The organism is Acinetobacter sp. YH12120, assembly GCF_013418795.1.
GTDB lineage: Bacteria > Pseudomonadota > Gammaproteobacteria > Pseudomonadales > Moraxellaceae > Acinetobacter > Acinetobacter towneri.
Window position 1 is genome coordinate 261,411 of the sequence record NZ_VPBI01000001.1, and the last position, 26,835, is coordinate 288,245.

At 40.0% G+C, this 26,835-nt stretch carries 21 protein-coding genes; 16 read left to right on the plus strand and 5 right to left on the minus strand.

All coding sequences use genetic code 11. The features are described 5' to 3' along the window. Positions 1–31: 31 nt before the first annotated feature. From FTU58_RS01315 to FTU58_RS01330, 4 genes are all read left to right on the plus strand, one after another. Positions 32–631, plus strand: a complete 600-nt coding sequence (locus tag FTU58_RS01315) for a lipocalin family protein (RefSeq protein ID WP_004971700.1) — start codon at positions 32–34, stop codon at positions 629–631. Between the two features lie 177 nt (positions 632–808). Beyond that, a complete protein-coding gene (gene rarD, locus FTU58_RS01320) occupies positions 809–1,732 on the plus strand; it encodes an EamA family transporter RarD (protein WP_154320882.1) in 924 nt (307 codons plus the stop codon). Positions 1,733–1,997: 265 nt separating this feature from the next. Beyond that, positions 1,998–3,455 (plus strand): glyceraldehyde-3-phosphate dehydrogenase, encoded by a 1,458-nt coding sequence (locus tag FTU58_RS01325; RefSeq protein ID WP_004971695.1) that lies wholly within the window; start codon positions 1,998–2,000, stop codon positions 3,453–3,455. 217 nt (positions 3,456–3,672) lie between these two features. Continuing rightward, positions 3,673–4,035, plus strand: coding sequence for a helix-turn-helix domain-containing protein (locus FTU58_RS01330; RefSeq protein ID WP_180061940.1), 363 nt, complete (start codon positions 3,673–3,675; stop codon positions 4,033–4,035). 64 nt (positions 4,036–4,099) lie between these two features. Here FTU58_RS01330 and FTU58_RS01335 read toward each other — a convergent pair whose 3' ends face one another. Next, positions 4,100–5,296: an MFS transporter gene (locus FTU58_RS01335; protein ID WP_180061941.1), complete on the minus strand. Its 1,197-nt coding sequence runs from the start codon at positions 5,294–5,296 to the stop codon at positions 4,100–4,102. A gap of 215 nt (positions 5,297–5,511) precedes the next feature. Here FTU58_RS01335 and cgtA point away from each other — a divergent pair, with 215 nt between their 5' ends. The 3 genes from cgtA (at position 5,512) to FTU58_RS01350 (ending at position 11,857) form a co-directional block, all read left to right on the plus strand. Then, positions 5,512–6,726: an Obg family GTPase CgtA gene (gene cgtA, locus FTU58_RS01340; RefSeq protein ID WP_004971687.1), complete on the plus strand. Its 1,215-nt coding sequence runs from the start codon at positions 5,512–5,514 to the stop codon at positions 6,724–6,726. A 27-nt stretch (positions 6,727–6,753) separates the two neighbouring features. Continuing rightward, on the plus strand, positions 6,754–7,887 hold the full coding sequence (proB, locus tag FTU58_RS01345; protein WP_179996184.1) for a glutamate 5-kinase: 1,134 nt from the start codon (positions 6,754–6,756) through the stop codon (positions 7,885–7,887). A gap of 193 nt (positions 7,888–8,080) precedes the next feature. Further along, complete coding sequence (locus FTU58_RS01350; protein ID WP_180061942.1) at positions 8,081–11,857, plus strand: N-6 DNA methylase; 3,777 nt, start codon at positions 8,081–8,083, stop codon at positions 11,855–11,857. 63 nt (positions 11,858–11,920) lie between these two features. Here FTU58_RS01350 and FTU58_RS01355 read toward each other — a convergent pair whose 3' ends face one another. Beyond that, complete coding sequence (locus FTU58_RS01355) at positions 11,921–12,625, minus strand: SIMPL domain-containing protein (protein ID WP_180061943.1); 705 nt, start codon at positions 12,623–12,625, stop codon at positions 11,921–11,923. A gap of 494 nt (positions 12,626–13,119) precedes the next feature. Here FTU58_RS01355 and FTU58_RS01360 point away from each other — a divergent pair, with 494 nt between their 5' ends. The 9 genes from FTU58_RS01360 to FTU58_RS01400 all read left to right on the plus strand — a co-directional run bounded on the left by FTU58_RS01360 (position 13,120) and on the right by FTU58_RS01400 (position 23,910). Further along, the gene (locus FTU58_RS01360) at positions 13,120–14,493 is read left to right on the plus strand and encodes a diaminobutyrate--2-oxoglutarate transaminase (protein WP_004971681.1); all 1,374 of its coding nucleotides are present in this window, start codon (positions 13,120–13,122) and stop codon (positions 14,491–14,493) included. Between the two features lie 4 nt (positions 14,494–14,497). Continuing rightward, positions 14,498–16,030 (plus strand): aspartate aminotransferase family protein, encoded by a 1,533-nt coding sequence (locus tag FTU58_RS01365; protein ID WP_004971679.1) that lies wholly within the window; start codon positions 14,498–14,500, stop codon positions 16,028–16,030. A 474-nt stretch (positions 16,031–16,504) separates the two neighbouring features. Further along, positions 16,505–17,527 (plus strand): substrate-binding domain-containing protein, encoded by a 1,023-nt coding sequence (locus tag FTU58_RS01370; RefSeq protein ID WP_096901088.1) that lies wholly within the window; start codon positions 16,505–16,507, stop codon positions 17,525–17,527. Between the two features lie 100 nt (positions 17,528–17,627). Beyond that, positions 17,628–19,007, plus strand: coding sequence for a phosphate ABC transporter permease subunit PstC (gene pstC, locus FTU58_RS01375; protein ID WP_004971674.1), 1,380 nt, complete (start codon positions 17,628–17,630; stop codon positions 19,005–19,007). Beyond that, complete coding sequence (gene pstA, locus FTU58_RS01380; protein WP_180061944.1) at positions 19,007–20,395, plus strand: phosphate ABC transporter permease PstA; 1,389 nt, start codon at positions 19,007–19,009, stop codon at positions 20,393–20,395. Before pstC ends, pstA begins: the two co-directional genes overlap by 1 nt. Before the next feature lie 13 nt (positions 20,396–20,408). Continuing rightward, the gene (gene pstB / locus FTU58_RS01385) at positions 20,409–21,335 is read left to right on the plus strand and encodes a phosphate ABC transporter ATP-binding protein PstB (protein WP_096901086.1); all 927 of its coding nucleotides are present in this window, start codon (positions 20,409–20,411) and stop codon (positions 21,333–21,335) included. A 95-nt stretch (positions 21,336–21,430) separates the two neighbouring features. Next, complete coding sequence (locus FTU58_RS01390) at positions 21,431–22,075, plus strand: hypothetical protein (protein WP_004971669.1); 645 nt, start codon at positions 21,431–21,433, stop codon at positions 22,073–22,075. Positions 22,076–22,148: 73 nt separating this feature from the next. Then, positions 22,149–23,111, plus strand: coding sequence for a protease SohB (sohB, locus tag FTU58_RS01395; RefSeq protein ID WP_004971667.1), 963 nt, complete (start codon positions 22,149–22,151; stop codon positions 23,109–23,111). Between the two features lie 172 nt (positions 23,112–23,283). Further along, positions 23,284–23,910 (plus strand): cytochrome b/b6 domain-containing protein, encoded by a 627-nt coding sequence (locus FTU58_RS01400; RefSeq protein ID WP_180061945.1) that lies wholly within the window; start codon positions 23,284–23,286, stop codon positions 23,908–23,910. A gap of 30 nt (positions 23,911–23,940) precedes the next feature. Here FTU58_RS01400 and FTU58_RS01405 read toward each other — a convergent pair whose 3' ends face one another. The 3 genes from FTU58_RS01405 to hflD all read right to left on the minus strand — a co-directional run bounded on the left by FTU58_RS01405 (position 23,941) and on the right by hflD (position 26,828). Next, complete coding sequence (locus tag FTU58_RS01405; protein WP_004971662.1) at positions 23,941–24,561, minus strand: DUF2238 domain-containing protein; 621 nt, start codon at positions 24,559–24,561, stop codon at positions 23,941–23,943. A 91-nt stretch (positions 24,562–24,652) separates the two neighbouring features. Beyond that, positions 24,653–26,041, minus strand: a complete 1,389-nt coding sequence (purB, locus tag FTU58_RS01410) for an adenylosuccinate lyase (RefSeq protein ID WP_019837658.1) — start codon at positions 26,039–26,041, stop codon at positions 24,653–24,655. 55 nt (positions 26,042–26,096) lie between these two features. Next, the gene (gene hflD / locus FTU58_RS01415; protein ID WP_004971659.1) at positions 26,097–26,828 is read right to left on the minus strand and encodes a high frequency lysogenization protein HflD; all 732 of its coding nucleotides are present in this window, start codon (positions 26,826–26,828) and stop codon (positions 26,097–26,099) included. Positions 26,829–26,835: the final 7 nt, after the last annotated feature.

Sequence of the window (26,835 nt, forward strand, 5' to 3'; positions counted from 1 at the left end):
GACTGAACATTAGAGTTTAGAGGTTGGGACAATGGCTAAAAAACTTCCGTTTGCAGGTGCGCGACTTGCCAAAATTGCCCTTGGTGGTGTGGTGCTGATTGGTTTGGGTGCTGCGACTATGGCATATTCCAAAACCAATGAACCGATGAAAACGGTAGAAAAAGTCGAATTAGATAAATATTTAGGCGTTTGGTATGAGGTTGCAAGAAAGCCTTTATATTTCCAAAACAAATGCGGTTCAAATGTAACAGCAGCATATACATTGAATGAAAATGGCAATGTGCAGGTGGATAACCGTTGTATTGCAAAAGATGGCAAACAAATGCGTGCTTTGGGCGAAGCTTTTGTACAAAATGCGCCTTTTAACAGCAAACTCAAAGTTAGCTTTTTACCTGAAGTCATTCGTTGGTTGCCTGTAGGGCGTGGTGATTATTGGGTGTTAAAGCTAGATGATGACTATCAAACTGCCTTGGTGGGTGAACCACGCCGTAAATATTTATGGGTACTTTCACGTACGCCGCATCCTGATCAGGCTGTCGTGACTGAATATCTGAACTATGCCAAATCACTCGGTTATGACTTAAGTGATGTGATTTATACCAGACATACGCAAACTAAAAAGTCAGACTAAGTTGCAGCAGCTCCAGAGCTACTTATAGATATAAGCAGACAAACGTATGCAGACCAATTGACCACGCAAAAGCTGCGTGGTTTTTTATATCCTGTCATTTTAAATTTTGAACATTCGATCAATCTCTAAAACAACGTATATATGAGTATAATGCCGACTGATATAGGGGAGAGTCGGATGTATAAAGGCATTGCACTATCGGTTTTAGCATCGGTCACTTTTGGGGTGCTGTATTTTTATACCCAATTACTCAAACCTTTAGACAGCGAAGAAACTTTTGCGTGGCGTATGTTGGCAACTTTGCCATTCCTAACTTTGTTTATGTGGTGGTCGGGAGATTTAAAACATATTTCCGCGATTTTTCAGCGGCTCAAACAACAACCACAATTCATACTTTGGCTGATTTTTAGTTCTTTTTTATGCACTACGCAATTGTGGTTATTTTTGTGGGGGCCGATTAACGGGCGTGGTTTGCAGGTTTCTTTGGGTTATTTCTTATTGCCTTTGATCATGGTTTTGCTTGGCTGTGTGCTATATAAAGAAAAGTTATCGACTTGGCAGATGGCAGCAGTTGCCTTAGCCGTGCTAGGTGTCAGTCATGAAATCTGGCGCATTGGCACGGTGGCGTGGGAAACCTTATATGTGGCATTTGCCTATCCTTTATATTTCTTTTTACGTCGGGTCTTTCAAACCGATCACTTGGGCGGGTTTTGGTGGGATTTACTGCTAGTTATTCCTGTCGCGGTATATTTAGGCTTTTATTATAGTGACAGTGTAAATGTCATCGCAGCTTTTCCATATTTAATTTGGTCGGTACTTGGATTGGGCTTTTTAAGTGCATTGGGACTTGGCAGTTATATTTTGGCCAGCCGCCATTTGCCTTTTGTGATTTTTGGTTTACTGAGTTATTTAGAACCTGTGCTGTTGGCTTTTGTGTCTATGTTGTTAGGTGAACGAGTTGAAGCAGGGGAATGGCTGACTTATATCCCAATTTGGTTGGCAGTTGCATTATTGGTGGTTGAAGGGTGTTTGCATTTAAGAAAACAAAAAATGAATCAGCAAGATTTACAGCAGAAGATTCAACAGTCATCTGGACAATAAAAGCCGTCGCTGTGGTGAGATATTCAAATTTCCAAGAGGATAATCGAGTTTGGCATCATCCTCTTTTTCTTCTAAAAAATTGAACTTTTGTTGAAAAAACTAAAATCACAAAAATAATTACAACTATTTTATGAATTTATAGTGAATATATAGGAAAATAGTCGGGTCAGTACCAGCTTTTGATTCAATCTTGACGACAATTCCATTACAATTATCGGGTTTTGAAATTCATGCCTAGATATACAATTAATTAGAGGACGTATCTGTGAGCAAAGAGACTATCATCGCCCTACACGCAGAGCACCAAGGTCGCTGGAAAAACCGTGAAGAAATCGCGGAACGTATGATTGCTTTACTCGGTCAGTTGTACCGTGAAAAAAATATCATGGTTTCAGTTTTTGGTCGTTCTTTAGTTAACCGTTCTGTGATTCAAATTTTGAAAGCACACCGTCGTACTCGTATGATGGACGTAGAACTTTCAGTTGTTCACACTTTCCCATTGCTTGAAGCTTTGGCTAAAGTAGACAACATCGGTTCAGCAGAAATCGACTTAGGTAAACTTGCTGTTGAATATAAAGAAAAAGGCGGCGATGTAAATGCATTTGTTGCAGACGCTGTGAAATCTTTAGCGGGCAATCCAACAACTGTAGAAAGCAAAGATGTTGTACTTTACGGTTTTGGTCGTATTGGTCGTATCCTTGCGCGTTTAATCATTGGTCAATCTGGTCTTGGCCGTGGCTTAAACCTTAAAGCAATTGTGGTACGTAAATCGTCTGATGGTGATTTAGAAAAACGTGCGTCTTTATTGCGTCGTGACTCTATTCACGGTCCATTTGCAGGCACGATTTCTGTAGATGAAGAAAATGAAGCAATTATCGCAAATGGTAACTTCATTAAAGTGATCTATGCGTCTAACCCATCTGAAGTAGACTATACGGCTTATGGCATCAACAATGCATTGGTGATTGACAACACAGGTAAATGGCGTGATGCAGAAGGTCTTGCACAACACCTTCAATGCCCAGGTGCTGCACGCGTAATTTTAACTGCACCTGGTAAAGGTGACATGAAAAACGTGGTGTACGGTGTTAACCAAGCAGACATTCTTGATGAAGATACCATTATTTCTGCAGCAAGCTGTACAACAAACGCAATTACACCAACTTTAAAAGTGTTGCATGACAAGTACACTGTTGTGAATGGTCACGTTGAAACTGTTCACTCATTCACTAACGACCAAAACTTGATTGATAACTATCACAAGGCTGATCGTCGTGGTCGCGCAGCAACATTGAACATGGTTATTACCGAAACAGGTGCAGCGAAAGCTGTTGCGAAAGCATTGCCTGCATTACAAGGTAAATTAACAGGTAACTCTGTACGTGTTCCAACGCCAAACGTATCACTTGCAATCTTGAACTTAACGCTTGAGAAAGAAGTAGATCGTGAAGAAGTGAACGAATACATTCGTCAAATTTCAATTCACTCTAATCTTCAAGGTCAAATTGGTTATACCAACTCGACTGAAGTGGTTTCAAGTGACTTCATTGGTTCGCGTACTGCAGGTGTATTTGATGCGCAAGCAACCATTACTTCAGGCAACCGTTTAACTGCTTACGTTTGGTATGACAACGAAGTAGGTTATAGCTGCCAAGTATTGCGTATTGCTGAACAAATGGGCGGCGTAAGCTATCCTAAAGTTCCTGCTGAAACAAATGCATAATTTGTAGATACAGAATTTAAAATCAAAAAGAGCTTCAAATGAAGCTCTTTTTTTTGCATTTATTTCATTCTTAAATATAAGGATGAGTGTTGAAATTTCCACCTAATACGCTATCCTAAACTTACCAAAATAAAGTCTATGCTAAAAAGTAAGTAGATTTGATTTTGCTTTCAAGCTTTCAAAGCCTGAACAATAGAAATAACAGAAGGATACCGTTATGCAATATGCAACCAGTCACTTACTCGGGCAAGTCCTTGCTAAAGATTGTCCATCACGGATTCGTTTAGAACATTTAGCCAATAAATGGTCAATGTTGGTGTTGCATTGTTTAAGCGAAGGTTTGCACCGCTTTAGTGAGCTAAGACAGCGCATTGAAGGGGTGAGTGAAAAAATGCTGGCGCAAACCCTGAAAACTCTTGAGCATGATGGGTTAATTTTACGTACAGTTTACCCAACGGTGCCGCCTAAAGTGGAATATCAACTCACTTTTGAAGGCTCACAAATTGCAGCAAGAGTGAATCAACTGATTGAGTATTTAGAACAGCATTTGCCTGAAACTTCACAGCAATCTTCTCACTAATGGATTACTCATCTTTTAGGGAAGTCGCTGTAGATGTTCCTACTCCAAAGCACATTCTGGATGATTAAATAGTGCGTCGATGTGAAAAATCATAACGATCAATCAGCAAAATCCCGATGGCAAATACCAAAATACTGACAACACAACCCATCCAGCCCCGGTGTTGCCATGCGTAGACCGCCGTCAGTGAACCAAGTGCTGCACCTGAAAAATAAATAGTCATATATACCGCATTAATGCGGGAACGTGCGGTGGCATCAATTCGGTACACCAAGTTTTGATTCAATACGTGAAAAGCAGTTAGACCAAAATAACTCATCAATACGCCAACGGCATAAGCCACAATATTCTGCTGTGCAAAAAAGAGTGGAATGCAAGAAAACAACATCAAGCCAATACATAATATTGCGACAAAATTCTCACGACCTTTGCCGACCGTTTTACCCGACCAACTTGACGAGAAAATTCCAATCACACCCAATAAACCAAAAAGCCCAATTTGAAAATCACTAAAATAATAAGGCGGATTGACTAAAACAAAAGTCATGGAAGTAAAAACCAAGGACAAAATGGCAAAGCCCAAAGCGCCCGCGCACGCTCTACGAATTAAATGTGGTTGGGTTATAGCCAACTGAATTAAAGAACGATAAATGCCTGCCACAGTCAAATTTTTATTGGCAGCTGTAGAGGGAAGTTTTGTCCACATTAAGCCTGCAAAAAGTAGGGTGATGATACCGCTGCTGAAATAGACAGCTTCCCAAGACCAATAGGTCGATACAAAACCCGCGAAAGTGCGCGATAAAATAATCCCCATTACCAAGCCACTCATCAATTTGCCGACAATGGCAGCACTCGATTCAGGTGGACTGATGCTAGATGCAAATGGAATAAGCACTTGTGCAGAAATCGCACCAAAAGTGGCACATACGGTAAAGAAATACAGCATGGCTAAATTGCTGCTAAAAGACAGCAAAATTTGCGAAAACGCAGCAAAAACCATCAGACTGACAATCAATTTACGCTTATTTAGCAAGTCACCTAAAGGCACGAGTAACATTAAACCTAGTCCATAGCCTATTTGTGCCAAAACCACAGCAAAGCCTGCCTGACTGGTGCTAATTCCTAAACTTTTTTCAATTGAATAAATTAAAGGCTGATTAAAATATGCCGATCCCGCACACAAGCCACAGGCGGTTGCTATGAGTAAAATAAATTTAGGCGATAAAGCAGGCGTGGTTGTGGTGGCAACAGCATTAGACATGGCGGCAGAAAGCAAACAAGGGTTAAAGCACTATAAGAACTTAGATGAGGAAGGAGAAATAAGAAAAAACGATCATATCATTGCTAAAAGAAATGAGTGTTTTGAACAATCAAGGATAAAAAGCATCTACGCATACGATTGCATAAATATAATTCGAGAAATTCTCTAAAATATGGCAGAATATACGGCTTTTAAAGTTTTAGAGGATTGGCAAGATGCGCTTTGTTGATGAAGCAGTCATTACCGTAGAGGCTGGCGACGGTGGCAATGGCGTAGCCAGTTTTCGCCGAGAGAAATTTGTACCATTTGGTGGGCCAGATGGCGGTGATGGTGGTCGTGGCGGCAGTATTTTTATTCAAGCCGACGACAACGCAAGCACCCTTGTAGATTATCGTTATACCCGTAAATTTCGCGCTGAACGTGGTAAAAACGGTTCGGGCGCAAACTGTGCAGGTCGTGGTGGTGAATCTGTCGTTTTGACCGTTCCAGTGGGCACAACCATTGTAGATACAGACTCTGGCGATATTATTGCAGATTTAGTCGAAAGCGGTCAGAAAGTATTGGTCGCTCAAGGCGGTGATGGTGGTTTAGGGAATACTCACTTTAAATCATCTACCAACCGAACACCGCGTAAATTCACGCATGGTACCAAAGGTGAATTCCGTGAAATCCGTTTGGAGTTGAAAGTCCTTGCCGATGTAGGCTTGCTAGGCATGCCAAACGCGGGTAAATCGACCTTTATTCGTGCCGTGTCTGCGGCAAAACCAAAAGTTGCTGACTATCCATTTACCACCATGGTGCCAAATTTAGGCGTGGTGGATGCAGATCGTCATCGTTCTTTTGTCATGGCAGATATTCCAGGACTAATTGAAGGTGCAGCAGAAGGCGCAGGTTTGGGGATTCGCTTCCTTAAACACTTGGCGCGTACTCGTATTTTACTGCACATTGTGGATGTTCAACCTATTGATGGTTCTGATCCTGCGTACAATGCCAAAGCGATTCTGCAAGAGTTGGAAAAATTCTCTCCGACTTTAGCAAAATTACCAATCGTGTTGGTGTTGAATAAACTTGATCAACTTCCTGAAGATTCACGTGAAGAATGGTGTAAACACATTCTTGAAGAATTGCAGTGGGATGGCCCTGTGTTCAAAACTTCAGGTTTAATGTCTGAGGGTACACAGCAAGTGGTGTATTACTTGATGGATCAAATTGAACAACAACGCGAACGCGAAGTTGAAGATCCTGAGTACGCAGCAGAAATGAAAGCATTCCGTGATCAGCTGGAAGCTGAAACACGTGAACAAACCATTGCCGCGAAAGAAGCGTATCGTGAGATGCGCCGTCAGCAACGTCTTGCAGGTATGCTGGGCGATGATGACGAAGACGATGATGGTGAAGATGGCGAAGTAGAAGTGTACTACGTACGCTAAGCGCTACAAAAAGTGACTGAGGACAAGATGATAGAAGTGGTAGATGGGCAACGTCAGCTCAAGGGTTGTAAACGAATCGTTGTTAAAATCGGATCATCTTTACTCACAGCCAATGGGCAAGGTTTAGATTTGGATGCAATCTCGCATTGGGCGGGACAAATTGCAGATCTACACAATGCTGGACACGAAATTATTTTGGTGTCATCGGGAGCTGTGGCTGAAGGTATGGTGCGAATGAAACTTGAGCATCGACCCACTGATCTACCCAGTCTTCAGGCATGCGCTGCCATTGGTCAAATGGGTCTGATTCAGACTTGGTCAAGTGTGCTGGAAAAACACCAGATTCAAACTGCACAAGTCCTATTAACCCATGATGATTTAGCAGATCGTCGTCGTTATTTAAATTCCTGTGATGCATTGCAAAACCTGATTGAATGGCGCGTGATTCCTGTCATCAATGAAAATGACACAGTCTCTACTGATGAAATTCGCTTTGGTGATAATGACACTTTGGCTGCGATGGTAGCAGGGCAGGTACATGCAGATTTGTTGATTATTTTGACCGATCAACAAGGTATGTTTGACTCCGATCCACGTTCTAACCCAAATGCAAAACTATTCCATACCGTACGTGCTTTGGATGAAAGCTTGTTCGATATGGCAGGTGGTGGCGGTAAGTTTGGGCGTGGCGGTATGCTGACTAAAGTTCGTGCGGCACGTTTAGCGGCTAAATCGGGCTGTCCGACGTTGATTGCCAGTGGTGAAAGTGACAACGTACTTGCGCGTTTAATGGCGGGCGAATTGTTGGGTACTTTATTTATTACCGATAATGACCGTATTGCCGCACATCAACAATGGTTGGCAGCACATTTACAAACAGCAGGACGTTTGGTTATTGATGATGGTGCAGTCAAAGCCATTAAAGAAAACCACCGCAGTTTATTGCCTGTGGGGGTTAAAGCCGTAGAAGGGCATTTTGAACGTGGCGATGTGGTGGAGTGTGTAGATACACAGGGTCATCGTGTCGCTGTGGGACGTGTAAACTTTAGTTCGCGCTCTGCAGACTTGGTCAAAGGCTTGGCTTCTGACAAAGTGCATCAGGTGTTAGGCGAGGCACGTTCGTTGGAGATGATCCATCGCAATCACATAGCGATTTATTGATGTTGTAATACATTGAAAATAAATGGATAAAACTATTCTTTTATTTTATTAGCTACTTGTTTAACGACTTGGTAAAGAGCCTACTCAACATAAAGTAGGCTTTTTACTGTTAAATATATTTAGATATCAAGAACAAGTTTTTGGGTTTCATTTTGCCCGACTTGTAACGAATGTTTCAGTTTGGTGGTCTTACATGAACCAAGATAATTTAAAAGATTTATTATTATTTTTGAACTTTACACAGCATCAAAACGTATTTATTAAAAAATTTTCGTTTGGGGATTATAGTCTTTCAATTGATTTTGAGAATAAAACGATAAATTATCCTGAAGATTATGGTTTAAAGGTGAATGAAAGACAGACTTGTAATTTCGCAAGTAATGAAAATTTTGTGGTGTTTGAATGCGTACATCGTTTATTAGAAAAAGGTTATAAACCTGAACATATTGAGCTTGAACCTAAATGGAAGCTCGGGCATGGGGCGAGTGGTGGTCGTGCCGATATTATGGTGAAAAATCATCAAAATCAACCATTTTTAATTATTGAATGTAAAACCTTTGATCGTGAATTTAATAAAGCTTGGAAAGATACGCTTGAAGATGGCGGACAGCTTTTTAGCTATGTCGAACAAGAAAAGTCAGTTGAATTTATTTGCTTGTATGCATCACAGTGGAACGAACGAGATAAAAAAGTTGATGATCAACAGCGCATTATTTCTGTTAAAGACAACCCAATTATTTTAAAGGATTTACCCGAAGCACTGCATTATAGTAATGCCAAAAATGTGAAGGAGCGTTTTAAAGCATGGAAAGAGACTTATCAGTTAGAAGCGACTGAAAAAGGCATTTTTGAAGACAATATTCAAGCCTACCAAATTGGTAAAGACAAATACACTCTAGCGATTGATACTCAACCAATTAATAGCCTGAATATTAAAGGAAAATATCACGAGTTTCGTACGATTTTGCGGAAACATAATGTGTCACGTCGTGAAAATGCTTTTGAAGTCTTGGTGAATCTATTTTTATGTAAAATTGTCGATGAAACCCAAAATCCAGAAGACTTGCATTTCTATTGGAAAGGCATGGCATACGATAGTTATTTTGATTTGGTCGATCGTCTGCAAAAGTTGTATAAAATCGGGATGCAACAATTTTTACAACAAGATATTGTTTATGTCAGTCAAGATGATATTGATGGCGCATTTTGGGCAATTAAACAAAAACCGAATGCGACTGAGCAACGGATTAAAGAATTATTCCAACAACTTAAATTTTATAAAGGTTTAGATTTTGAGTTTATTAAAGTTTCCAACAAAGAAAAATTCGAAAAAAATGCCAAAATTCTGATTGAAATTATTCAGATGTGGCAAGGTCTGCGCCTAACTTCGACCGAAGAAAATCAATTCTTAGGTGATATGTTTGAATACTTCCTTGATAACGGTATTAAACAAAGCGAAGGGCAGTTCTTTACACCTATTCCGATCTGTAAATTTATTGTGTCAGCGTTGCCACTTGAAAGCATGTTGCGGAAAAAATCTGAGCCATTAAAAGTGATTGATTATGCTTGTGGTTCGGGGCATTTCCTGAATGAATACGGCTCACAAGTCAGTAAACTGCTGAAACCGATTAAAGATATTGATGAGCCAAATGGTTACTACGCCAAAACTTATGGCATTGAAAAGGAAGACCGTTTAGCCAAAGTGTCTAAAGTGGCTTCGTTTATGTATGGGCGGAATGAAGTCCAAATTATTGATGCCGATGCCTTAATCTCACATGAAGAGATTCAACCTGAAAGTTTTGATGTATTGGTGGCAAATCCTCCATTTGCGGTAGAAGATTTTTTACAAACCATTGATGAAGTGGAACGTGAAAAATTTAAGCTGTTTAATTTGGTAAATAATCCGAGCAATAACAATATTCAATGTTTCTTCTTAGAACGTGCACAACAACTGCTTGCACCTGATAGTGTGATGGGCGTGATTGTACCGAGTTCAATTTTAAGCAATAGCGACAGTATTCACATTGCCACCCGTGAAATTTTATTACAGCATTTTGATTTTTTAAGTATTGTCGACTTGGGTGGTCAAACCTTTGGTAAAACGGGCACAAATACCGTGGTGTTGTTCTTGCGCCGTAAAGCACAGCGACCTGAGCAAGCTGTACAGTTTAAAAATCGTGTCAATAATTTCTTTGCTGATTGGGAAAATGAAAAATCAAGTAGCGGCGGTGCATATCAAGATATCAAGGTGGTCGAAAAGTATTGCCAGCATACAAAAATTGATTTTGTACTGTATGAAACGCTGTTAAAAGGTGAACTGAATGCAGACTTATTGGCGATAGACATCTTTAAGGATTACCAAACCGATTTTAATAAACAGTCTGAAATTGTTAATTTAAAGAAACAAAAGCAATTTAAAGCCAAAACTGAAGCTGACCAACAAGCTGAGTTAGATAAGCGTTTACTTAATTATTTAACCAACATTGAAAAAGACAAGCTGTATTACTTTATGCTCACACAATATAACGCTGTGGTGGATAATAAAGTACGTCCGTTGTTAGTTGTAAAAAGTCCAAGCGATAACAAAGAACAGAAGAAGTTCTTAGGTTATGAGTGGAGTAGCGCCAAAGGGAATGAAGGCTTAAGTTATTTGGGTGGCGATACGGTATTTGATATCAATACACCATTATTTGACCCGAAAAACCGTGATAACAGTGAAAAAATCAGTTATTTGATTCGTCAGAATTTTAATGGCGAGCAGGTGAGTATTCCTGAGCATTTAACGCCTTTTGTGTCACAAGTATATTTGCATGATGTACTTGATTTTAGTCGCAAAGAGTTTAATAAGGCTTTTAATCTATCGGCACAAAGTAAAGTTGAGATTGAAACAAAATGGGATTTAGTGAAAATTCCACAATTACTTTGCAAAATAAGTGGAAGTCAGAAAAAAATTCAAAATACTGAAATATTATTAGAAGGTTCAATTCCTGTTGTTACTCAAGAAAAGGGAAATTTGATTGCTGGATTTGTTAATGATGTAGAGCCAATTCAGGATTTACCATTAATTGTATTTGGAGATCATAGTTGTACATTTAAATATGTGGATTTTCCATTTGTAAGAGGGGCAGATGGCACACAGCTACTAAAAGTTGATCCAAATATTCTTAATCCCAAATATTTTTATTATATTTTAAATGTAATAAAAATCCGAAATAGTGATAAATATGAACGTCATTTTAAATATTTGGCTGAGGAGAAAATCCCTCTTCCACCTTTAGAGATTCAACAAAAAATTGTTGAAGAATGTGAAGCGGTGGATTCAAAAGCATCATTAAACTTAAACCGGATCGAAAATTTAAAAGAACAGTCTAATTCAATTTTAAATTCTGCTTATTCAATGACTAAAGATGCTGAATATCAAACATTAGATAAAATTGCAGTGCTTCAGCGTGGACGTTTTTCGCATAGACCACGTAATGATCCGAAACTATTTGGAGGAGATTACCCATTTATTCAGACGGGTGATATTTCTCGATCTAATGGTCAAAAAATTACATTTACACAGACTTTAAATGAAGATGGCTTGGCAGTAAGTAAATTATTTCAACCTAATATTGTATTAATTACCATTGCTGCAAATATTGGTAGCACAGCGATTCTAGATTATCCTGCTTGTTTTCCAGATAGTATTGTTGCATTAATGCCAAATGAGAACTTAATTAATTTGAAATATTTGGAATTGATTTTGAGAACTAAAAAACAATATTTAAATGACATTGCCCCACAAGTTGCACAGAAGAATTTAAAAGTTGAAATTTTGAATTCTGTAAAAATCCCAGTCCCACCTTTAGCTGAACAAGAAAAAATTGTTGAGCAAATTGAAGCATTAGAAGCACAAATTTCACAAGCGCAAAAAGTGATTGATGACGCACCACAGCAAAAACAAGCCATTTTGCAAAAGTATCTATAATTCTAGGTAATAAAAAATCCCGCTTACGAGCGGGATTTTTTATGTTTGGCTGACAGGATTAAGCTATTTAAACTGAATTGAACCGTTTGCGGTCACTGTCATTTTAGATTCGCCAGCCGCGACTTCCTGCTCAGGAACAGCCATATCGGCATTGGATGCTTTCATCATTGCCATACGTGGAATTGGCTGATGTGAGTAACTATTGGTATTGATGTTCAAATTTACCAATTCATAGTTGGGTTTATTCCATGCCTGTGCCAAGGTCTTCGCACGTTGTTGAAAGTTTTTAGATGCTTCGACCATCAACTCATTTTCAACTTTTTTACGTTGTGCATCAGACACGCTAAAATTAATAGATTGGGTCTGAAAGTTTTGTTGTAGCTCGCTCACCAATTGGCTTGCTGCTTTAAAATCGGTACTTTGTACCCGTACCTCTGCACGACCGCGCCATTCTTTTAACTTACGACTGTCATTGTCGTAAATTGGATAGGTGGTTTGTGAGCCCGTTTCAACTTTCACTTGTGGATACTTACGTGCAGTTGCAATGGCTTGGCTCATTAACTGGTTAATTTGTGATGCAAGTTCAGCAGGCTGTTTGTGACTTTTTTCAATATATAACACAGCGTGCATTTGATCATTTGAAACTTCGCGTGTAGCTTCGGCTTGAACATTGACGATATTGTAATTTAAAGATTCATTTTGTTGGGCAAAAGCAGTGCTTGCAGCACCAACAGCCAACAGGGTAGCAGCGAGAGAAAGTAAGCGCATATTCTGACCTTTTGTTCAAATTATCGAGATTTTAAAATGTGTTTTAACTGCTTTAAATTTTAGCTTTGCTTTGTGAGGATTTTTAGTTGAATTTGTGGTGGCTTTGTAAAATATGCGTTAAAAATTGCGGTAAATACTGCTTTATAAAATTCAATAAAAATAATGATCTATACTATTTTGAAAATAAATGCTGCATGACTTGAGAGATTGTGTAAAAAAAAGTATAAAAGGAAGTGGAAAGAGTTAAATTTTCTTTCCTTTGTCACAATGTAAGATGATAATTCAATCGAATCATCTGCAAGATATGTTTTTTCGATGAAATTAGGCAATATTTGGGTTAAACCTGTTTATTTTCTAGAAAAATTAGGTATTATCCCGCTTCCTAGTCTTGAAGAACAAAACTCTATCTCGCTAGATCAAAAAAGCACCGAGTCAAAGGACCGCAAGTCACCAGACTTATTTCTTTCAACCCATATCAGAGATGGTAATTCGATATGAGCGTTACTTCTGTAAACCCTGCCAACCATTCCACAAACGAATACTACTTGACTCGCCAAAGTCAGATGGAATCGAATGTGCGTAGTTATCCTCGTAAATTACCGTTAGCGATAGCGAAAGCACTGGGTTGTTGGGTTACCGATGTTGAAGGTACTGAGTACCTAGATTGTTTGGCTGGGGCAGGAACCTTGGCATTGGGCCATAACCATCCTGCGGTGGTTCAAAGCATCCAAGACACTTTAGCGAGTGGTTTGCCATTACATACCCTAGATTTAACGACACCTTTGAAAGATGCTTTTACTGAAGCGTTACTTTCACACATGCCTGGTGGTCAAGAAGAATACTGCTTGCAGTTCTGTGGTCCTACAGGTGCAGATGGCACAGAAGCGGCAATCAAACTTGCAAAAACCTATACAGGTCGTAGCTCAGTCATCAGCTTCTCAGGTGGCTATCATGGTATGACTCATGGTTCATTGGCGATGACAGGTAACTTGTCTGCAAAAAACGCAGTCAATGGTTTAATGCCTGGTGTTCAATTTATGCCATATCCGCATGAATACCGCTGCCCACTTGGTATTGGCGGTGAAGCGGGTGTAGATGCGTTAACGTATTATTTTGAAAACTTTATTGAAGATGTAGAAAGTGGTGTCACCAAGCCTGCAGCTGTAATTCTTGAAGCAATTCAGGGTGAAGGCGGTGTAGTGACTGCACCAATTAAATGGTTGAAGAAAATCCGTGAAGTGACTGAAAAGCACAACATCGTTTTAATTCTAGACGAAGTACAAGCGGGCTTTGCACGTTCAGGCAAAATGTTTGCATTTGAACATGCAGGTATTGAGCCAGACGTGATTGTGATGTCCAAAGCTGTTGGTGGTGGTTTACCATTAGCTGTACTTGCCATTAAACGTAAGTTTGACGCATGGCAGCCAGCAGGTCATACGGGTACTTTCCGTGGTAACCAATTGGCAATGGGTACAGGTCTTGTTGTACTTAAAACCATTAAAGAACAAAACTTGGCACAAAATGCGCAAGAGCGTGGTGAGTTCTTACAGGCTGAATTGAAAAAATTAGCGGTTGAATTCCCATGTATTGGTAATGTTCGTGGTCGCGGTTTAATGATTGGTATTGAAATTGTAGATGAACGCCAAGAAAAAGACCGTTTAGGTGCTTATCCAGCAGACTCTCAATTGGCTGCTGCTGTTCAAGCTGCATGTTTTGACAACAAATTGTTGCTTGAGAAAGGTGGTCGTGGTGGTACGGTAATCCGTTTACTTTGTCCACTCATCATTACTCAAGAAGAGTGTGTAGAAGTCATCGCTCGCTTCAAGAAAGCAGTTGCTGAAGCGTTAGTCGCAGTTCGAGGCGCATAAGTTTATGGTAGATTTTGCAGAACATCGTAAAGCGTTACTCTGCAATGATGCTCAATCCATTGCTGACTACAGTGCAGCAATGGAACAAGCGACTCAAGCAGTCGCGGCATGGTTGCAAAATGACAAAATGTACACAGGCGGCAGCATTAAAGAATTGCGTGAAGCGATTTCTTTCCAGCCTGCAAAACAAGGTTTGGGTGTACAAAAGTCATTGGAACGCATGGTTGAGCTTTTCTTAAACAAAAGTTTAAAAGTTCATCATCCACATTCTTTGGCACATTTGCATTGTCCAACTATGGTGGCAAGCCAAATTGCAGAAGTTCTCATTAACGCAACCAACCAATCTATGGACTCTTGGGATCAAAGCCCTGCAGGTTCATTGATGGAAGTACAACTAATTGACTGGTTACGTCAAAAAGTTGGCTATGGTGCAGGTCAAGCGGGCGTGTTCACTTCAGGTGGTACGCAGTCTAACTTGATGGGTGTGTTATTGGCGCGTGATGCGTGTATTGCAAAGAACTGGAAAGATGAAAACGGTAATCCGTGGTCTGTTCAGCGCGATGGTATTCCAAGCGATGCAATGCGTAATGTGAAAGTCATTTGTTCTGAAAATGCACACTTCTCTGTGCAAAAGAACATGGCGATGATGGGTATGGGCTTCCAATCGGTTGTTACTGTACCTGTTAATGAAAATGCACAAATGGACGTGGTTGCACTTGAGCAAACCATGGCGCATTTAAAATCTGAAGGTAAGATCGTTGCGTGTGTGGTTGCGACTGCAGGTACAACCGATGCAGGCGCGATTGATCCGCTTAAAAAGATTCGTGACATCACTAATCAATATGGCGCGTGGATGCACATTGACGCAGCTTGGGGTGGTGCATTAATTCTTTCTAACAGTCATCGTGACATGCTTGATGGTATTGAGCTGTCTGATTCTGTGACACTGGATTTCCATAAGCATTACTTCCAAACTATTTCGTGCGGTGCGTTCTTACTGAAAGATGAAGCGAACTATCGTTTCATGCACTATGAAGCAGAATATTTGAACTCTGCTTATGATGAAGAACATGGCGTACCAAACTTGGTGTCTAAGTCATTGCAAACAACGCGTCGTTTTGATGCGTTGAAACTTTGGATGACGATTGAAGCATTAGGTGAAGAGCTTTACGGTTCTATGATTGATCATGGTGTGAAGCTAACCCGTGACGTTGCTGATTATATTAAAGCGACTGCAGGTTTAGAATTGTTGGTTGAACCACAATTTGCTTCAGTGTTGTTCCGTGTTGTGCCTGAAGGTTATCCTGCAGAGTTCTTGGATAGCTTGAACCAAAACGTGGCAGATGAATTATTTGCACGTGGTGAGGCCAATATTGGTGTAACTAAAGTCGGTAATGTTCAATCATTGAAGATGACGACTTTAAGTCCAGTGGCAACACTTGAAAACGTGAAAAACTTGTTAGGCCTAGTATTGGCAGAAGCAGATCGCATTAAAGATGCGATTGTCGCGGGTACTTATACGCCACCAATCGACTAATGCTTTCATTATTCAGATTGTTATGAAATACAACAAAAGAAGTCACTGCGGTGGCTTTTTTTGTGTCTGATTAAAAATATTGCAGTGAAGTGTTGTACCGTTCTTGCTTGAATTTTGTGATGGATTGGGTGTTTTGGGCTCAAATAATGCATTGCGGATGTCATAAAAATTACGCAATTGGCGAATAAACCATCAATTTTGGTAGAAAAAACCATAAATAATGATGACATTGGCATGAATTATTACAATTTGAAATTTAAATACTGAAAAAAATAAGCACTCTAGTGTTTTATTAGTTATTGATTTTAAATCATTTAAAAATTATTTCAGATACGAAAAGCAAATATAACCAAAGCGTAACAAAGCTGTAACATGGTTGTCATATTATAAAACCACAATGCAGTTATCGAAATAAGTACAAAACTTAATAACAAGTGACGTACTCCGAACTTGCATACTATGAGAGAGAACAGAATGCGCTTTACTAACATCGCCATTGCTTTAGCCGTATCTGCAGCAGCTGTAACAACTGCTAACGCAGCTCGTGACACCATCCAAATCGCGGGTTCTTCAACCGTTCTACCATACGCAAGTATTGTAGCAGAAGAATTTGGTAATACTTTCCCACAATTCAAAACTCCAGTTGTTGGTTCAGGCGGTTCTTCAGGTGGTTTGAAGCAGTTCTGTACAGGTGTGGGTGATAACACAATCGACATCGCGAACTCATCTCGTAAAATTAAAGATTCAGAATTAGCTGCTTGTAAAAAAGCAGGCGTAAACCAAGTTTTAGAAATTAAAATTGGTTACGACGGTATCGTATTTGCTTCTAACGCAAACAAAGCGGCTTACAAATTAAAGCCTTACCATGTATATGCAGCAATTGCAGCTCAATTACCATCTAAAGGTAAAATGGTTGCTAACCCATATACACGTTGGAACCAAATTGACAAAACACTTCCAAACGAGCCTATTACACTTGTAATTCCAGCGTCTAACCACGGTACACGTGAAGTGTTCCAAGAGAAAATGGTTGATGCAGGCTGTGAAGCTTATGCTGCAATCAAAGCATTAGACAAAGATGCGCAAAAGAAAGCGTGTACTACTTTCCGTAAGGATGGTCGTGTAATCGAAATCGCGGGTGACTACACAGAAACACTGGCACGTTTGAAAACTTCTCCAAGCGCAGTAGGTGTATTCGGCTTAGGTTTCTATGACCAAAACCGTGACCGTTTACGTGTTGCAACTGTAAACAACGTAGCGCCATCTGAAAACACAATTTTAAATGGTTCTTACCCTGTATCACGTCCATTGTTCTTCTACGTGAAAGGTGAGCACCTTAAATCAATCAAAGGTTTACCGCAATTTACTGAATACTTCTTGAGCAAGAAAGTATCTGGTAAAGGTTCTAAATTAGACAAAGCAGGTTTGATCTCTATGTCTGACAAAGAGCGTGCACAAGTTCTTGCTAACTTCAAAGCTGGTAAAGCGGTTAAGTAATTTGAGTTAAAGCAGCTGATGGCAGGGAACAACCTGCCATCGGCTTTTTGCTAAGAAATGTTTTTTCAAAAACACAAATTGAAAAAACAGTGGAGAATACATGAATCTGCTACTCATAGGTGTGTTATTGGCGATTATCGCCGTAGCCTATCAAATCGGGTTAAGCAAGAGCCGTAACCTAGCAGGTAAGGGAAATAACTCTGCAATGTTACATTCACGCCCAGGATATTATGGCGCGTTGGTAGCATTATGGTGTGGTATTCCTGCTTTTTTAATTTTGATTGTTTGGAACTTGGTTGAACCAAGTATTCTAGAGCAAGTGGTAATTAATAATGTGCCAGCGCACATTGCTGCAAGCCTAGACCCTGCAAGTACAAGTGTTTTGGTTGATCGCGTACAAGCCATTGCATCTGGTTTTGGTGTAAGTGATACACCTGCTGCATACGAAGTTGCAGCGGCAGAGCAATTAGCGAAAATTGAAACCATTGGTTCTTATGCCAAACTTGCGGTGGTGATCTGTGCGGCCTTATTTGGTTTGCTGTGGGCAAAGAAACGTGTTTCACAACAATTCCGCGCACGTAACCAAGTTGAAAAAATCATCAACATTTCTTTGGCATTATGTTCTGGTGTTGCGATTCTAACTACGGTTGGTATTGTGATGTCCATGTTCAGTGAAGCGATGCGATTCTTTAGTTTCGTTAGCCCACTGGATTTCTTCTTTGGTACAGTCTGGAACCCTGGTTTTAGCACCTCGGGTAGTGCAGATGGCAGTTATGGTTTACTTCCATTACTGTGGGGTACATTGATGGTGAGTGGTATTGCTTTATTAGTTGCAGTACCTATTGGTTTAATGATCGCCATTTACCTTGCAGAATATGCATCGCCTAAATTCCGTGCATGGGCAAAGCCGACCATTGAAGTTTTAGCAGGTATTCCGACCATTGTGTACGGTGTATTTGCCATGATGATCATCGGCCCGTTCCTTAAAACTGCGGGTGCAATCATTGGACTAGATATTAATGCCACGAGTGCATTAACCGCTGGTTTAGTGATGGGCATCATGATTATTCCTTTTGTATCTTCATTGTCTGATGACATTATTACGCAAGTGCCGCGTGCGCTGCGTGATGGTTCTTTAGGTTTGGGTGCAACCAAATCTGAAACCATTCGTCGCGTGGTGATGCCAGCTGCATTACCAGGGGTGATTGGTGCATTCTTACTTGCTGCGTCACGTGCAATTGGCGAAACCATGATTGTGGTGTTGGCTGCAGGTAATAGTCCTTTACTACACGCAAACCCATTAGAAGCGGTATCTACGGTTACTATTACGATTGTGAACCAATTAACAGGTGATACAGATTTCGCAAGTCCGCAGGCATTGGTTGCTTTCGCACTTGGTTTGACCCTGTTCGTGATTACCTTAGGTTTGAACATTGTTGCACTATACATCGTGCGTAAATATCGTGAGCAATACGACTAATGAGTACTTCAAATACATCGTCTTTGGATCAGTTAGATCCACAAGCTGCTGCCGAATTACGTGAACAACGTAAAAAAACCATCGCCAGTTCATTGGGTAAGCGTCATCGTAAGGAAAAAACCTTCCGCTTGATGGGTTTCTCGGCAGTTATTGCAGGTTTATTCTTTGTCGTATTGTTATTCGGCAGTATCTTATCTAAAGGTTTGCCTGCGTTCTGGCAAAGCAGCATGAGCCTTCCAATTTACTTCGATCCAGCGATTGTCAATGCAGGTCCAAAACCTAAGGCGATTGCAGGCGAGTCACCAGCCCAATACGAAGAACGTATGATTGCGTGGCAAACTGAAATGGGCATGGTCGATTGGGATGCCCTCATTGTGAACGGCATTATTGCTAAAGATAAAGCGCTAGAAGCACAGCGTGATGATCTTGGCTATTTATATACCAGTTCTGAAGCGTACCGTGTACGTGACATGGTGTTGGCTGATCCATCACTGATTGGTCAAACCAAAGATGTTAAAGTACTTGCAGATGCTAACGTAGATGTATGGTTAGAAGGTAATATTGACCGTAGCCTGCCAGATGAGCAGCAACAGTTAAGCCCTGAAGTACGTCAATTGGCAGACAAGTTAGAGTCACAAGGCATTATTGAAAGTACATTCAATACCAACATTTTTGTTAGCCCAGACTCACGTAGTTCTCCTGCAACATCTGGTTTGGCGGGTGCATTCATGGGTTCTTTATTCATGATGCTAATTGTGATCTTTATTTCGATTCCAATTGGTGTGGCATCGGCAATTTACTTAGAAGAATTTGCGCCAAAAAATGCCATTACTGATATTATTGAAGTGAACATTAACAACTTGGCTGCTGTACCTTCTATTGTGTTCGGTTTGTTAGGTGCTGCCATCTTTATTGGTTGGATGCGCTTACCATTGTCTGCACCGTTGGTGGGTGGTTTAGTGTTAAGTTTAATGACTTTACCAACCGTAATTATTACCACACGTGCATCGTTAAAAGCAGTGCCACCGTCTATTCGTCAGGCAGCTTTAGGTTTGGGCGCATCGCGTTTACAAACTGTGTTCCACCATGTACTCCCACTTGCATTGCCGGGTATTTTAACGGGTGCAATTATTGGTGTCGCACAAGCTTTAGGTGAAACTGCACCATTGTTATTAATTGGTATGAGTGCCTTTGTTGCCAGTGTACCAGCAACTCCATTTGATCAATCTACTGCGTTACCTGTGCAAATTTTCTTATGGCAGGGTAATGAATTGCGTAACTTCTTTGAAGGACGTACCGCTGCAGCCATTATCGTATTGCTTGCGTTAATGATTGGCTTGAACAGCCTTGCAATCTGGTTACGTAAGAAGTTTGAAGTACGCTGGTAATTGAGGGCAGAATATGAATACTGTAGCAAGCACAGAAAAACCAAATTCCTTAGAACAGGATAAACAAGTGAATCCACAGCAAAGCCAATTTACATCTCCAGATGTAGAACAGAAGCAATCATCAACTTCGTTTGTTTCACAGTTTGATACACAAGCGTCTAGCAAAAAAGAAGCTAAGTCTTCAAATGTGAAATTAAGTACCAATGATGTGCATGTGTACTATGGTGAATCTGAAGCAATCAAAGGTATTGATTTAAATATCTATGAAAATGAAGTGATTGCATTTATTGGTCCATCTGGTTGCGGTAAATCTACTTTCTTGCGTACTTTAAACCGTATGAACGACACCATTGATAGCTGTCGTGTAACGGGTAAAGTGATGTTGGATAACCAAGACATTTATGATCCTAACCTTGACGTCGTATTATTACGTGCGCAAGTTGGTATGGTGTTCCAAAAGCCAAACCCATTTCCAAAATCAATTTTTGAAAACGTAGCCTATGGCCCTAAACTGCATGGTTTAGCGCGCGATAAATACGATTTGGAAGAAATTGTAGAAAACAGTTTGCGTAAAGCTGGTTTGTGGGATGAAGTGAAAGACCGTTTGAATCAACCAGGTACTGGTTTGTCGGGTGGTCAGCAACAACGTCTTTGTATCGCACGTACCATTGCGGTAAGTCCAGAAGTAATTTTAATGGATGAACCATGTTCGGCACTTGACCCAATTGCAACGGCAAAAGTAGAAGAATTAATTTCTGAACTTTCTACTCAATATACAATTGCAATTGTAACGCACTCTATGCAACAGGCAGCACGTGTATCTGACCGTACTGCATACTTCCATTTGGGTGATTTGATTGAAGTGAATGCAACTGAAAAAGTATTTACTCAGCCAGACCATCAATTAACAGAAGCATATATTACAGGTCGTTTTGGTTAATCTGCTTAAGTCCTGAAAGCTATTAAAACAGAATCTTAGGATTCTGTTTTTTTGTTATAGTATTGATTGTTTTGTACGCGCAGCGAAAATAAAAAATGCAGTTTCCTTCACAAGAAGAACGACAACAGGCAAAACCAGCACGCCAAGCCACGAAAAAAATAATCGATGCCTTGTTTGGATTTCAACATAGTGCAGAGACGATAGCAGCACTTTTGGTTTTGCTGAGTATTTTATTGGCAACGTTTTTTAACCATGATGGGTGGTTTCCAACTTCTCAAAGCCCCAATATGAGCAATTATCATCGTTGGTTGTATGATCAATTTGTGATAGTTTCAGGTGTGATAGTGCTTGTTGTTTATTTTAGGGTACAGCAGCAAGCAAGTGATCCCCATTTTCGGCAGGCTTGGCGAGACTATATTGATGCCAATGCTAAATTTAAGTTTTATCGCTATGTAAAAGCACAACAAAAAAATAAGTTACCGTTCTTGCACAGTGCAGTAGGTGAATTTCTTTGCGTAATGTGTTTCTGCGTAGGTTTAGTGTGTTTCTATTCAATGCTTACACCTTCAGATCATGAGCGTAGAGGTAGTTTTCTACTGTTTGGTTGGTGGCCGATCAACGCACTTATTATTGGGATTTGCTATCAGGGGCAAATTTGGTTTGCTGTACGTTTAATGGCTGTTCGGCAGATTTCTAAACGATATTTACGATTGATTCAAAAAGAAGCTGCTTTAAGATAGAAAAAGTATTGAAAAAGTCGAAATTGACCTAATGTAGTCCTAATAAACCGAATTAAATTGAGAACTCATTTTTATGTTATTTCATTTACCTAAACTACCTGCCGAAATTCGGATTAGTCATTTGAATGCGCGAATTAATGAACAACGAAAAAAAATTGCGCAAACCACGGCATCTAAACTCGAGCTATTACAACTTTCACAACAAATGGCACGTGAAGCGCGCGCCCGTAAAAAGAACAATCAAAAAATTTATGTGTTGGATTTTAAAGGTGATACTGCTGCGTCTGCTGTAGAGCAATTGCGTGAAGAAATCACCCTAATTTTGGCAACGGCCAAAGCTGGACGTGACCGTGTTGTGGTACGTTTGGAAAGTCCAGGCGGTATGGTGCATGGTTATGGGCTTGCAGCTGCACAATTGGTACGTTTGCGTGATGCAGGTTTCCATCTCACGATTTGCGTCGATAAAGTCGCAGCAAGTGGTGGCTATATGATGGCATGTATTGGTTCAGAAATTGTGTCAGCGCCATTTGCGATTTTGGGTTCTATTGGCGTAGTGGCACAAGTGCCTAACTTTAATCGCTTGCTCAAAGAAAAAAATATAGATTTTGAGATGTACACAGCAGGTCAATACAAACGCACTGTGACCATGTTTGGTGAAAATACCGAAGAAGGCAAGGCTAAGTTTGAAGAAGAATTGCAACAAACTCATGTACTATTTAAACACTTTGTCGAAAAATACCGTCCACAACTGAATGTTGAAAAAGTGGCAACAGGTGAGCATTGGTATGGTCAGGATGCACTGGATTTAAACTTGGTAGATAAGTTACAAACCTCAGATGAATACTTACTAAGTTTGTTGCCACAGCATGATATTTATGTGATTCAAACCCGTAAAAAGCCAACTTTGGGTGAAAAACTGGGTTTGCAAGCTGCACAAATGGCAGACAGTTTGATTCCTGCAGTGATGAATAAACTGGTTGATAGCCTAAGCAAAGCCAACAGCAGTTTGTTGCAAATCCGTGATCCTAAACTGTAATAGTGATGATCTAACTTCTAAAATTTATCTAAAAATTGCGCTCAATTGAGCGCAATTTTTTTATTCACTTTTATTCAAAAATATAGAGTCTTTGATTTAAGCATCTTAATTTTCAATTCAGCTTGATGTTATATCTTTGTGATAAGAACAAAACCACCTTGATAGATTGAATATGCAAACAAATAGTGTGCCCGCGAAGCAATCAACATCTACAGATTTAATGATTCGCTTTTTGCATGTGGTGATGCAGCTAAGTTTTACAGGGGCTTATTTAACAGGTGATGCGGAAGAATGGCATCAGTTACATATGGCTTTTGGCTATACGTTGGGGATTAGTTTAGCTTTACGAATTTTGTGGCAGGTGTTGAGTATGTTGAACAGCACACAGCCAACAGGAATTTCTAAACGTTTAGGCATGATTCAACAATTTGTAAAACGCTATTGGAAACAGCCTCAGCAGTTTTTTTCATTGCAGTTTTTAAAGTCAAGTAGTTCTAGTGAATTTCAATTCAGTATTTTGTTGATTTGGTTGGCATTGCCTTTAACTGTGTTGGTTGGATTTTTCACCGATTATACCCAAAGTCATACTTTAAAAGAGCTACATGAATTTGCAGCAAATTTATTCTTAGCTGCGGTATTGGTGCATTTAGCGAGCTTAACTTTAAGCAGCGTATTGTTTAAAAAATGGCTTGCCAAAACCATGTTTTGGGGTTCAGGTAAACCTGCAGTATTAACGGTGTTGATCTGGATGATTTCAGTCGCAAGTTTAGCTGGCTTCTGGTGGTGGTATTGGCAATAAATTTGGATTTAGTACGAAAGAGGCATCCTGTTAGGGTTTCTTGATCAAGTAGAAGCATCCCATCAGCATTGCTCCTATCGTTGCTAAAAGCATATCCATGTGTGCATCCCAAATATCACCTTGCTGACCATTATAATTTTCAGCATCTTCTGGCGATAAGCCAAGCGCAATGAGCCATTCCACCCATTCATAAATTAAACTGCTTGCCATGATAAATTGAATGACCAAAAGATATAAAACGATAGGTTTGTTTTTTGGAAACCAGACTTCAAACAAGCGCAATAAAACAGGATAGAGCAAAATACCATAAGCCAAATGCACAAAACGGTCATACATATTGCGTGACCAACCCATGCTCTGATCTAAATTGAAGCCAAAGCTGTGCAAAATCCAATCATTATAGGGCACATAAGAATACAGATAATGTGCTCCGACAATATGAATCAGTAAAAATATTAAATACAGCACAAAGCTAGAAAAACTCAGTCCTACTTTTTTAAACGCAATCAATAAAGCCGCGAGCATAAAAACTGTGCCTGCCTGATGCAGTAGATACGATTCAAATTCCAGTGGTTGAATACTGGCAGCAAGCATGGCGAGTATAACCAAGCCTAAAGCACAGTAATGTTGAATGCGGAATTGATTTTGCATGTGATGTTTAAGTTGGAAGATTTGTTTTATTCTAATAAAAATGCGAAGCCGAAGCTTCGCATTTTTGTATTGTGATGAATGCTTTTACAAATTAGATTTTAGCAATTAAATCTTGAATTTGTTTTGCTTGTTCAGCTGCATTACCTGTGTAAGTTGCAGGCGTCATTGTCGCTAAACGTGCGCGATCTGCTGCAGGAACGCCTTCCAACTCATTACCATTCACGAAATCTACCATCATGTCACGTGTCATAGCTTGACCACGTGTAAGAGCTTTTAATTTTTCGTATGGTTTTTCGATGTTATAACGACGCATCACAGTTTGAATTGGCTCAGCCAATACTTCTTGAGCATTGTCTAAATCTTCAAGAATACGTTGTGCGTTCAATTCAAGTTTGCCAATACCTTTAGAGCAAGCTTCAAATGCGATCAAGCTTTGTGCAAAACCAACACCCATATTACGCAATACAGTCGAGTCAGTTAAGTCACGTTGCCAGCGAGAGATTGGTAATTTTTCGCCTAAGTGAGCCAAGACTGCATTGGCGATACCCAAGTTACCTTCAGAGTTTTCAAAGTCAATTGGGTTTACTTTGTGCGGCATGGTTGAAGAACCAACTTCACCTTCTTTCAGTTTTTGCTTGAAGAAACCAAGTGAGATGTAGCCCCAAACGTCACGGTTGAAGTCGATTAGAATGGTGTTGAAACGACGTAGCGCATCAAACAATTCTGCCATATAGTCGTGTGGCTCAATTTGAGTCGTGTATGGGTTAAAGCTTAAACCTAAAGATTCTACAAATGCTTGAGAATGTGCAGGCCAGTTGATTTCTGGGTATGCAGAAAGGTGAGCGTTGTAGTTACCTACTGCACCATTGATTTTGCCCAAAAGCTCAACTTGCTTGAACTGTTTGATTTGACGTGCAAGACGATATGCCACGTTTGCCATTTCTTTACCCAAAGTTGTTGGGCTTGCAGTTTGACCGTGAGTACGTGACAACATTGGTTGATCTGCGTGTTTTTCTGCCAATGCAACAATCGAATCAATGATTTGCTGCATCGCTGCAACCAATACTTCACGACCATTTTTAAGCATTAAAGCATGTGACAAGTTGTTGATGTCTTCTGAAGTACAAGCAAAGTGAATGAACTCACCTGCATTTTTTAACTCATCAATGTTGGCAATTTTTTCTTTTAAGAAATATTCAACTGCTTTTACGTCATGGTTGGTGGTGCGTTCAATTTCTTTAATGCGGTTGGCATCATCTTCAGAGAAATCTGCAACAATTGCATCTAATGCAGCATTCGTTGCAGCACTGAAAGCAGGTACTTCGGTAATTTCAGGACGATTGGCAAGCGCTTGTAACCAACGCACTTCAACAGTCACACGAGCATGGATTAAACCAAACTCAGAGAGGAAAGGGCGGAGAGCATCACATTTGCTTGCATAGCGCCCATCTAATGGAGAAAGTGCGGTTAAAGCGTTCATATCGATTCCTTAAACTTTGGAATTAAACCTAAAACAAAAGCGTGTTCAGCATGGTTTAAACCACCTGATACTGTAAACGCGCCAGATCTTGAATATCACGTAATAATTTACGTTTGCTAAATACCATGCCCCATGAACTGCCACCAAGTTGACGCCAAAGGTGTGCCATTTGTAAGCCTGTAAAAAGCGAAGCTCGAATTCGGTTGGTATGTGCAGAATCCTTAAATGCTTCTGCATTGCCACGTACCATAATGCGCGGGTTAATTTGTCCCGCAGTATCGACATAGGTTTGGGCTAAATTGGCAATAATACTGGGATGCAAATAGTTATGATCAAAAAATGAAAGTTGTTTTAAGATTTTTTGCTGTGACTGCTCAATAATTTCGACGTATTTAGGATTGCTATACACTTTCTTTTCTAATTGTAAGAGTGCCATCGCATACGACATGGGTAGTTTGGTATTGGATAGTTTAGGTAAACGCGATTTAGGAGCAGTATTAAAAGGTTGGTTGATGCTGCTTTCTAGCGTTTTTAAACCCAAAGAAATATCGGCCAAATGATTAAAAAAATCCAAAGTTTGCGAACTGTGGTTGCTACTTGGACGGATATTTAAACTGGCTTTAATCAATTGCTCAAAATAAAAGTTACCGCTTTCACCAATACTTTGTCTGCCTGTGAGTGCAGTCATGTGCGTGAGCTGGGTGGCTTGAAACACACCCGCTAACGCCAAGGCACGATTTTGGCGAACATTCAGAGTTGGTGACTGTTGAAACGGTAACTCTGTCATCCAAAAC

Excerpts from the sequence above, each read along its gene's own strand:
- hflD (WP_004971659.1), bottom strand. The coding sequence starts at position 26,828 with ATGACAGAGTTACCGTTTCAACAGTCACCAACTCTGAATGTTCGCCAA.
- sohB (WP_004971667.1), top strand. The coding sequence starts at position 22,149 with ATGTTATTTCATTTACCTAAACTACCTGCCGAAATTCGGATTAGTCAT.
- FTU58_RS01350 (WP_180061942.1), top strand. The coding sequence starts at position 8,081 with ATGAACCAAGATAATTTAAAAGATTTATTATTATTTTTGAACTTTACA.
- FTU58_RS01365 (WP_004971679.1), top strand. The coding sequence starts at position 14,498 with ATGGTAGATTTTGCAGAACATCGTAAAGCGTTACTCTGCAATGATGCT.
- FTU58_RS01330 (WP_180061940.1), top strand. The coding sequence starts at position 3,673 with ATGCAATATGCAACCAGTCACTTACTCGGGCAAGTCCTTGCTAAAGAT.
- FTU58_RS01370 (WP_096901088.1), top strand. The coding sequence starts at position 16,505 with ATGCGCTTTACTAACATCGCCATTGCTTTAGCCGTATCTGCAGCAGCT.
- FTU58_RS01400 (WP_180061945.1), top strand. The coding sequence starts at position 23,284 with ATGCAAACAAATAGTGTGCCCGCGAAGCAATCAACATCTACAGATTTA.
- pstC (WP_004971674.1), top strand. The coding sequence starts at position 17,628 with ATGAATCTGCTACTCATAGGTGTGTTATTGGCGATTATCGCCGTAGCC.
- FTU58_RS01390 (WP_004971669.1), top strand. The coding sequence starts at position 21,431 with ATGCAGTTTCCTTCACAAGAAGAACGACAACAGGCAAAACCAGCACGC.
- cgtA (WP_004971687.1), top strand. The coding sequence starts at position 5,512 with ATGCGCTTTGTTGATGAAGCAGTCATTACCGTAGAGGCTGGCGACGGT.
- FTU58_RS01360 (WP_004971681.1), top strand. The coding sequence starts at position 13,120 with ATGAGCGTTACTTCTGTAAACCCTGCCAACCATTCCACAAACGAATAC.
- FTU58_RS01355 (WP_180061943.1), bottom strand. The coding sequence starts at position 12,625 with ATGCGCTTACTTTCTCTCGCTGCTACCCTGTTGGCTGTTGGTGCTGCA.
- proB (WP_179996184.1), top strand. The coding sequence starts at position 6,754 with ATGATAGAAGTGGTAGATGGGCAACGTCAGCTCAAGGGTTGTAAACGA.
- purB (WP_019837658.1), bottom strand. The coding sequence starts at position 26,041 with ATGAACGCTTTAACCGCACTTTCTCCATTAGATGGGCGCTATGCAAGC.
- pstB (WP_096901086.1), top strand. The coding sequence starts at position 20,409 with ATGAATACTGTAGCAAGCACAGAAAAACCAAATTCCTTAGAACAGGAT.
- FTU58_RS01405 (WP_004971662.1), bottom strand. The coding sequence starts at position 24,561 with ATGCAAAATCAATTCCGCATTCAACATTACTGTGCTTTAGGCTTGGTT.
- rarD (WP_154320882.1), top strand. The coding sequence starts at position 809 with ATGTATAAAGGCATTGCACTATCGGTTTTAGCATCGGTCACTTTTGGG.
- pstA (WP_180061944.1), top strand. The coding sequence starts at position 19,007 with ATGAGTACTTCAAATACATCGTCTTTGGATCAGTTAGATCCACAAGCT.
- FTU58_RS01335 (WP_180061941.1), bottom strand. The coding sequence starts at position 5,296 with ATGTCTAATGCTGTTGCCACCACAACCACGCCTGCTTTATCGCCTAAA.
- FTU58_RS01315 (WP_004971700.1), top strand. The coding sequence starts at position 32 with ATGGCTAAAAAACTTCCGTTTGCAGGTGCGCGACTTGCCAAAATTGCC.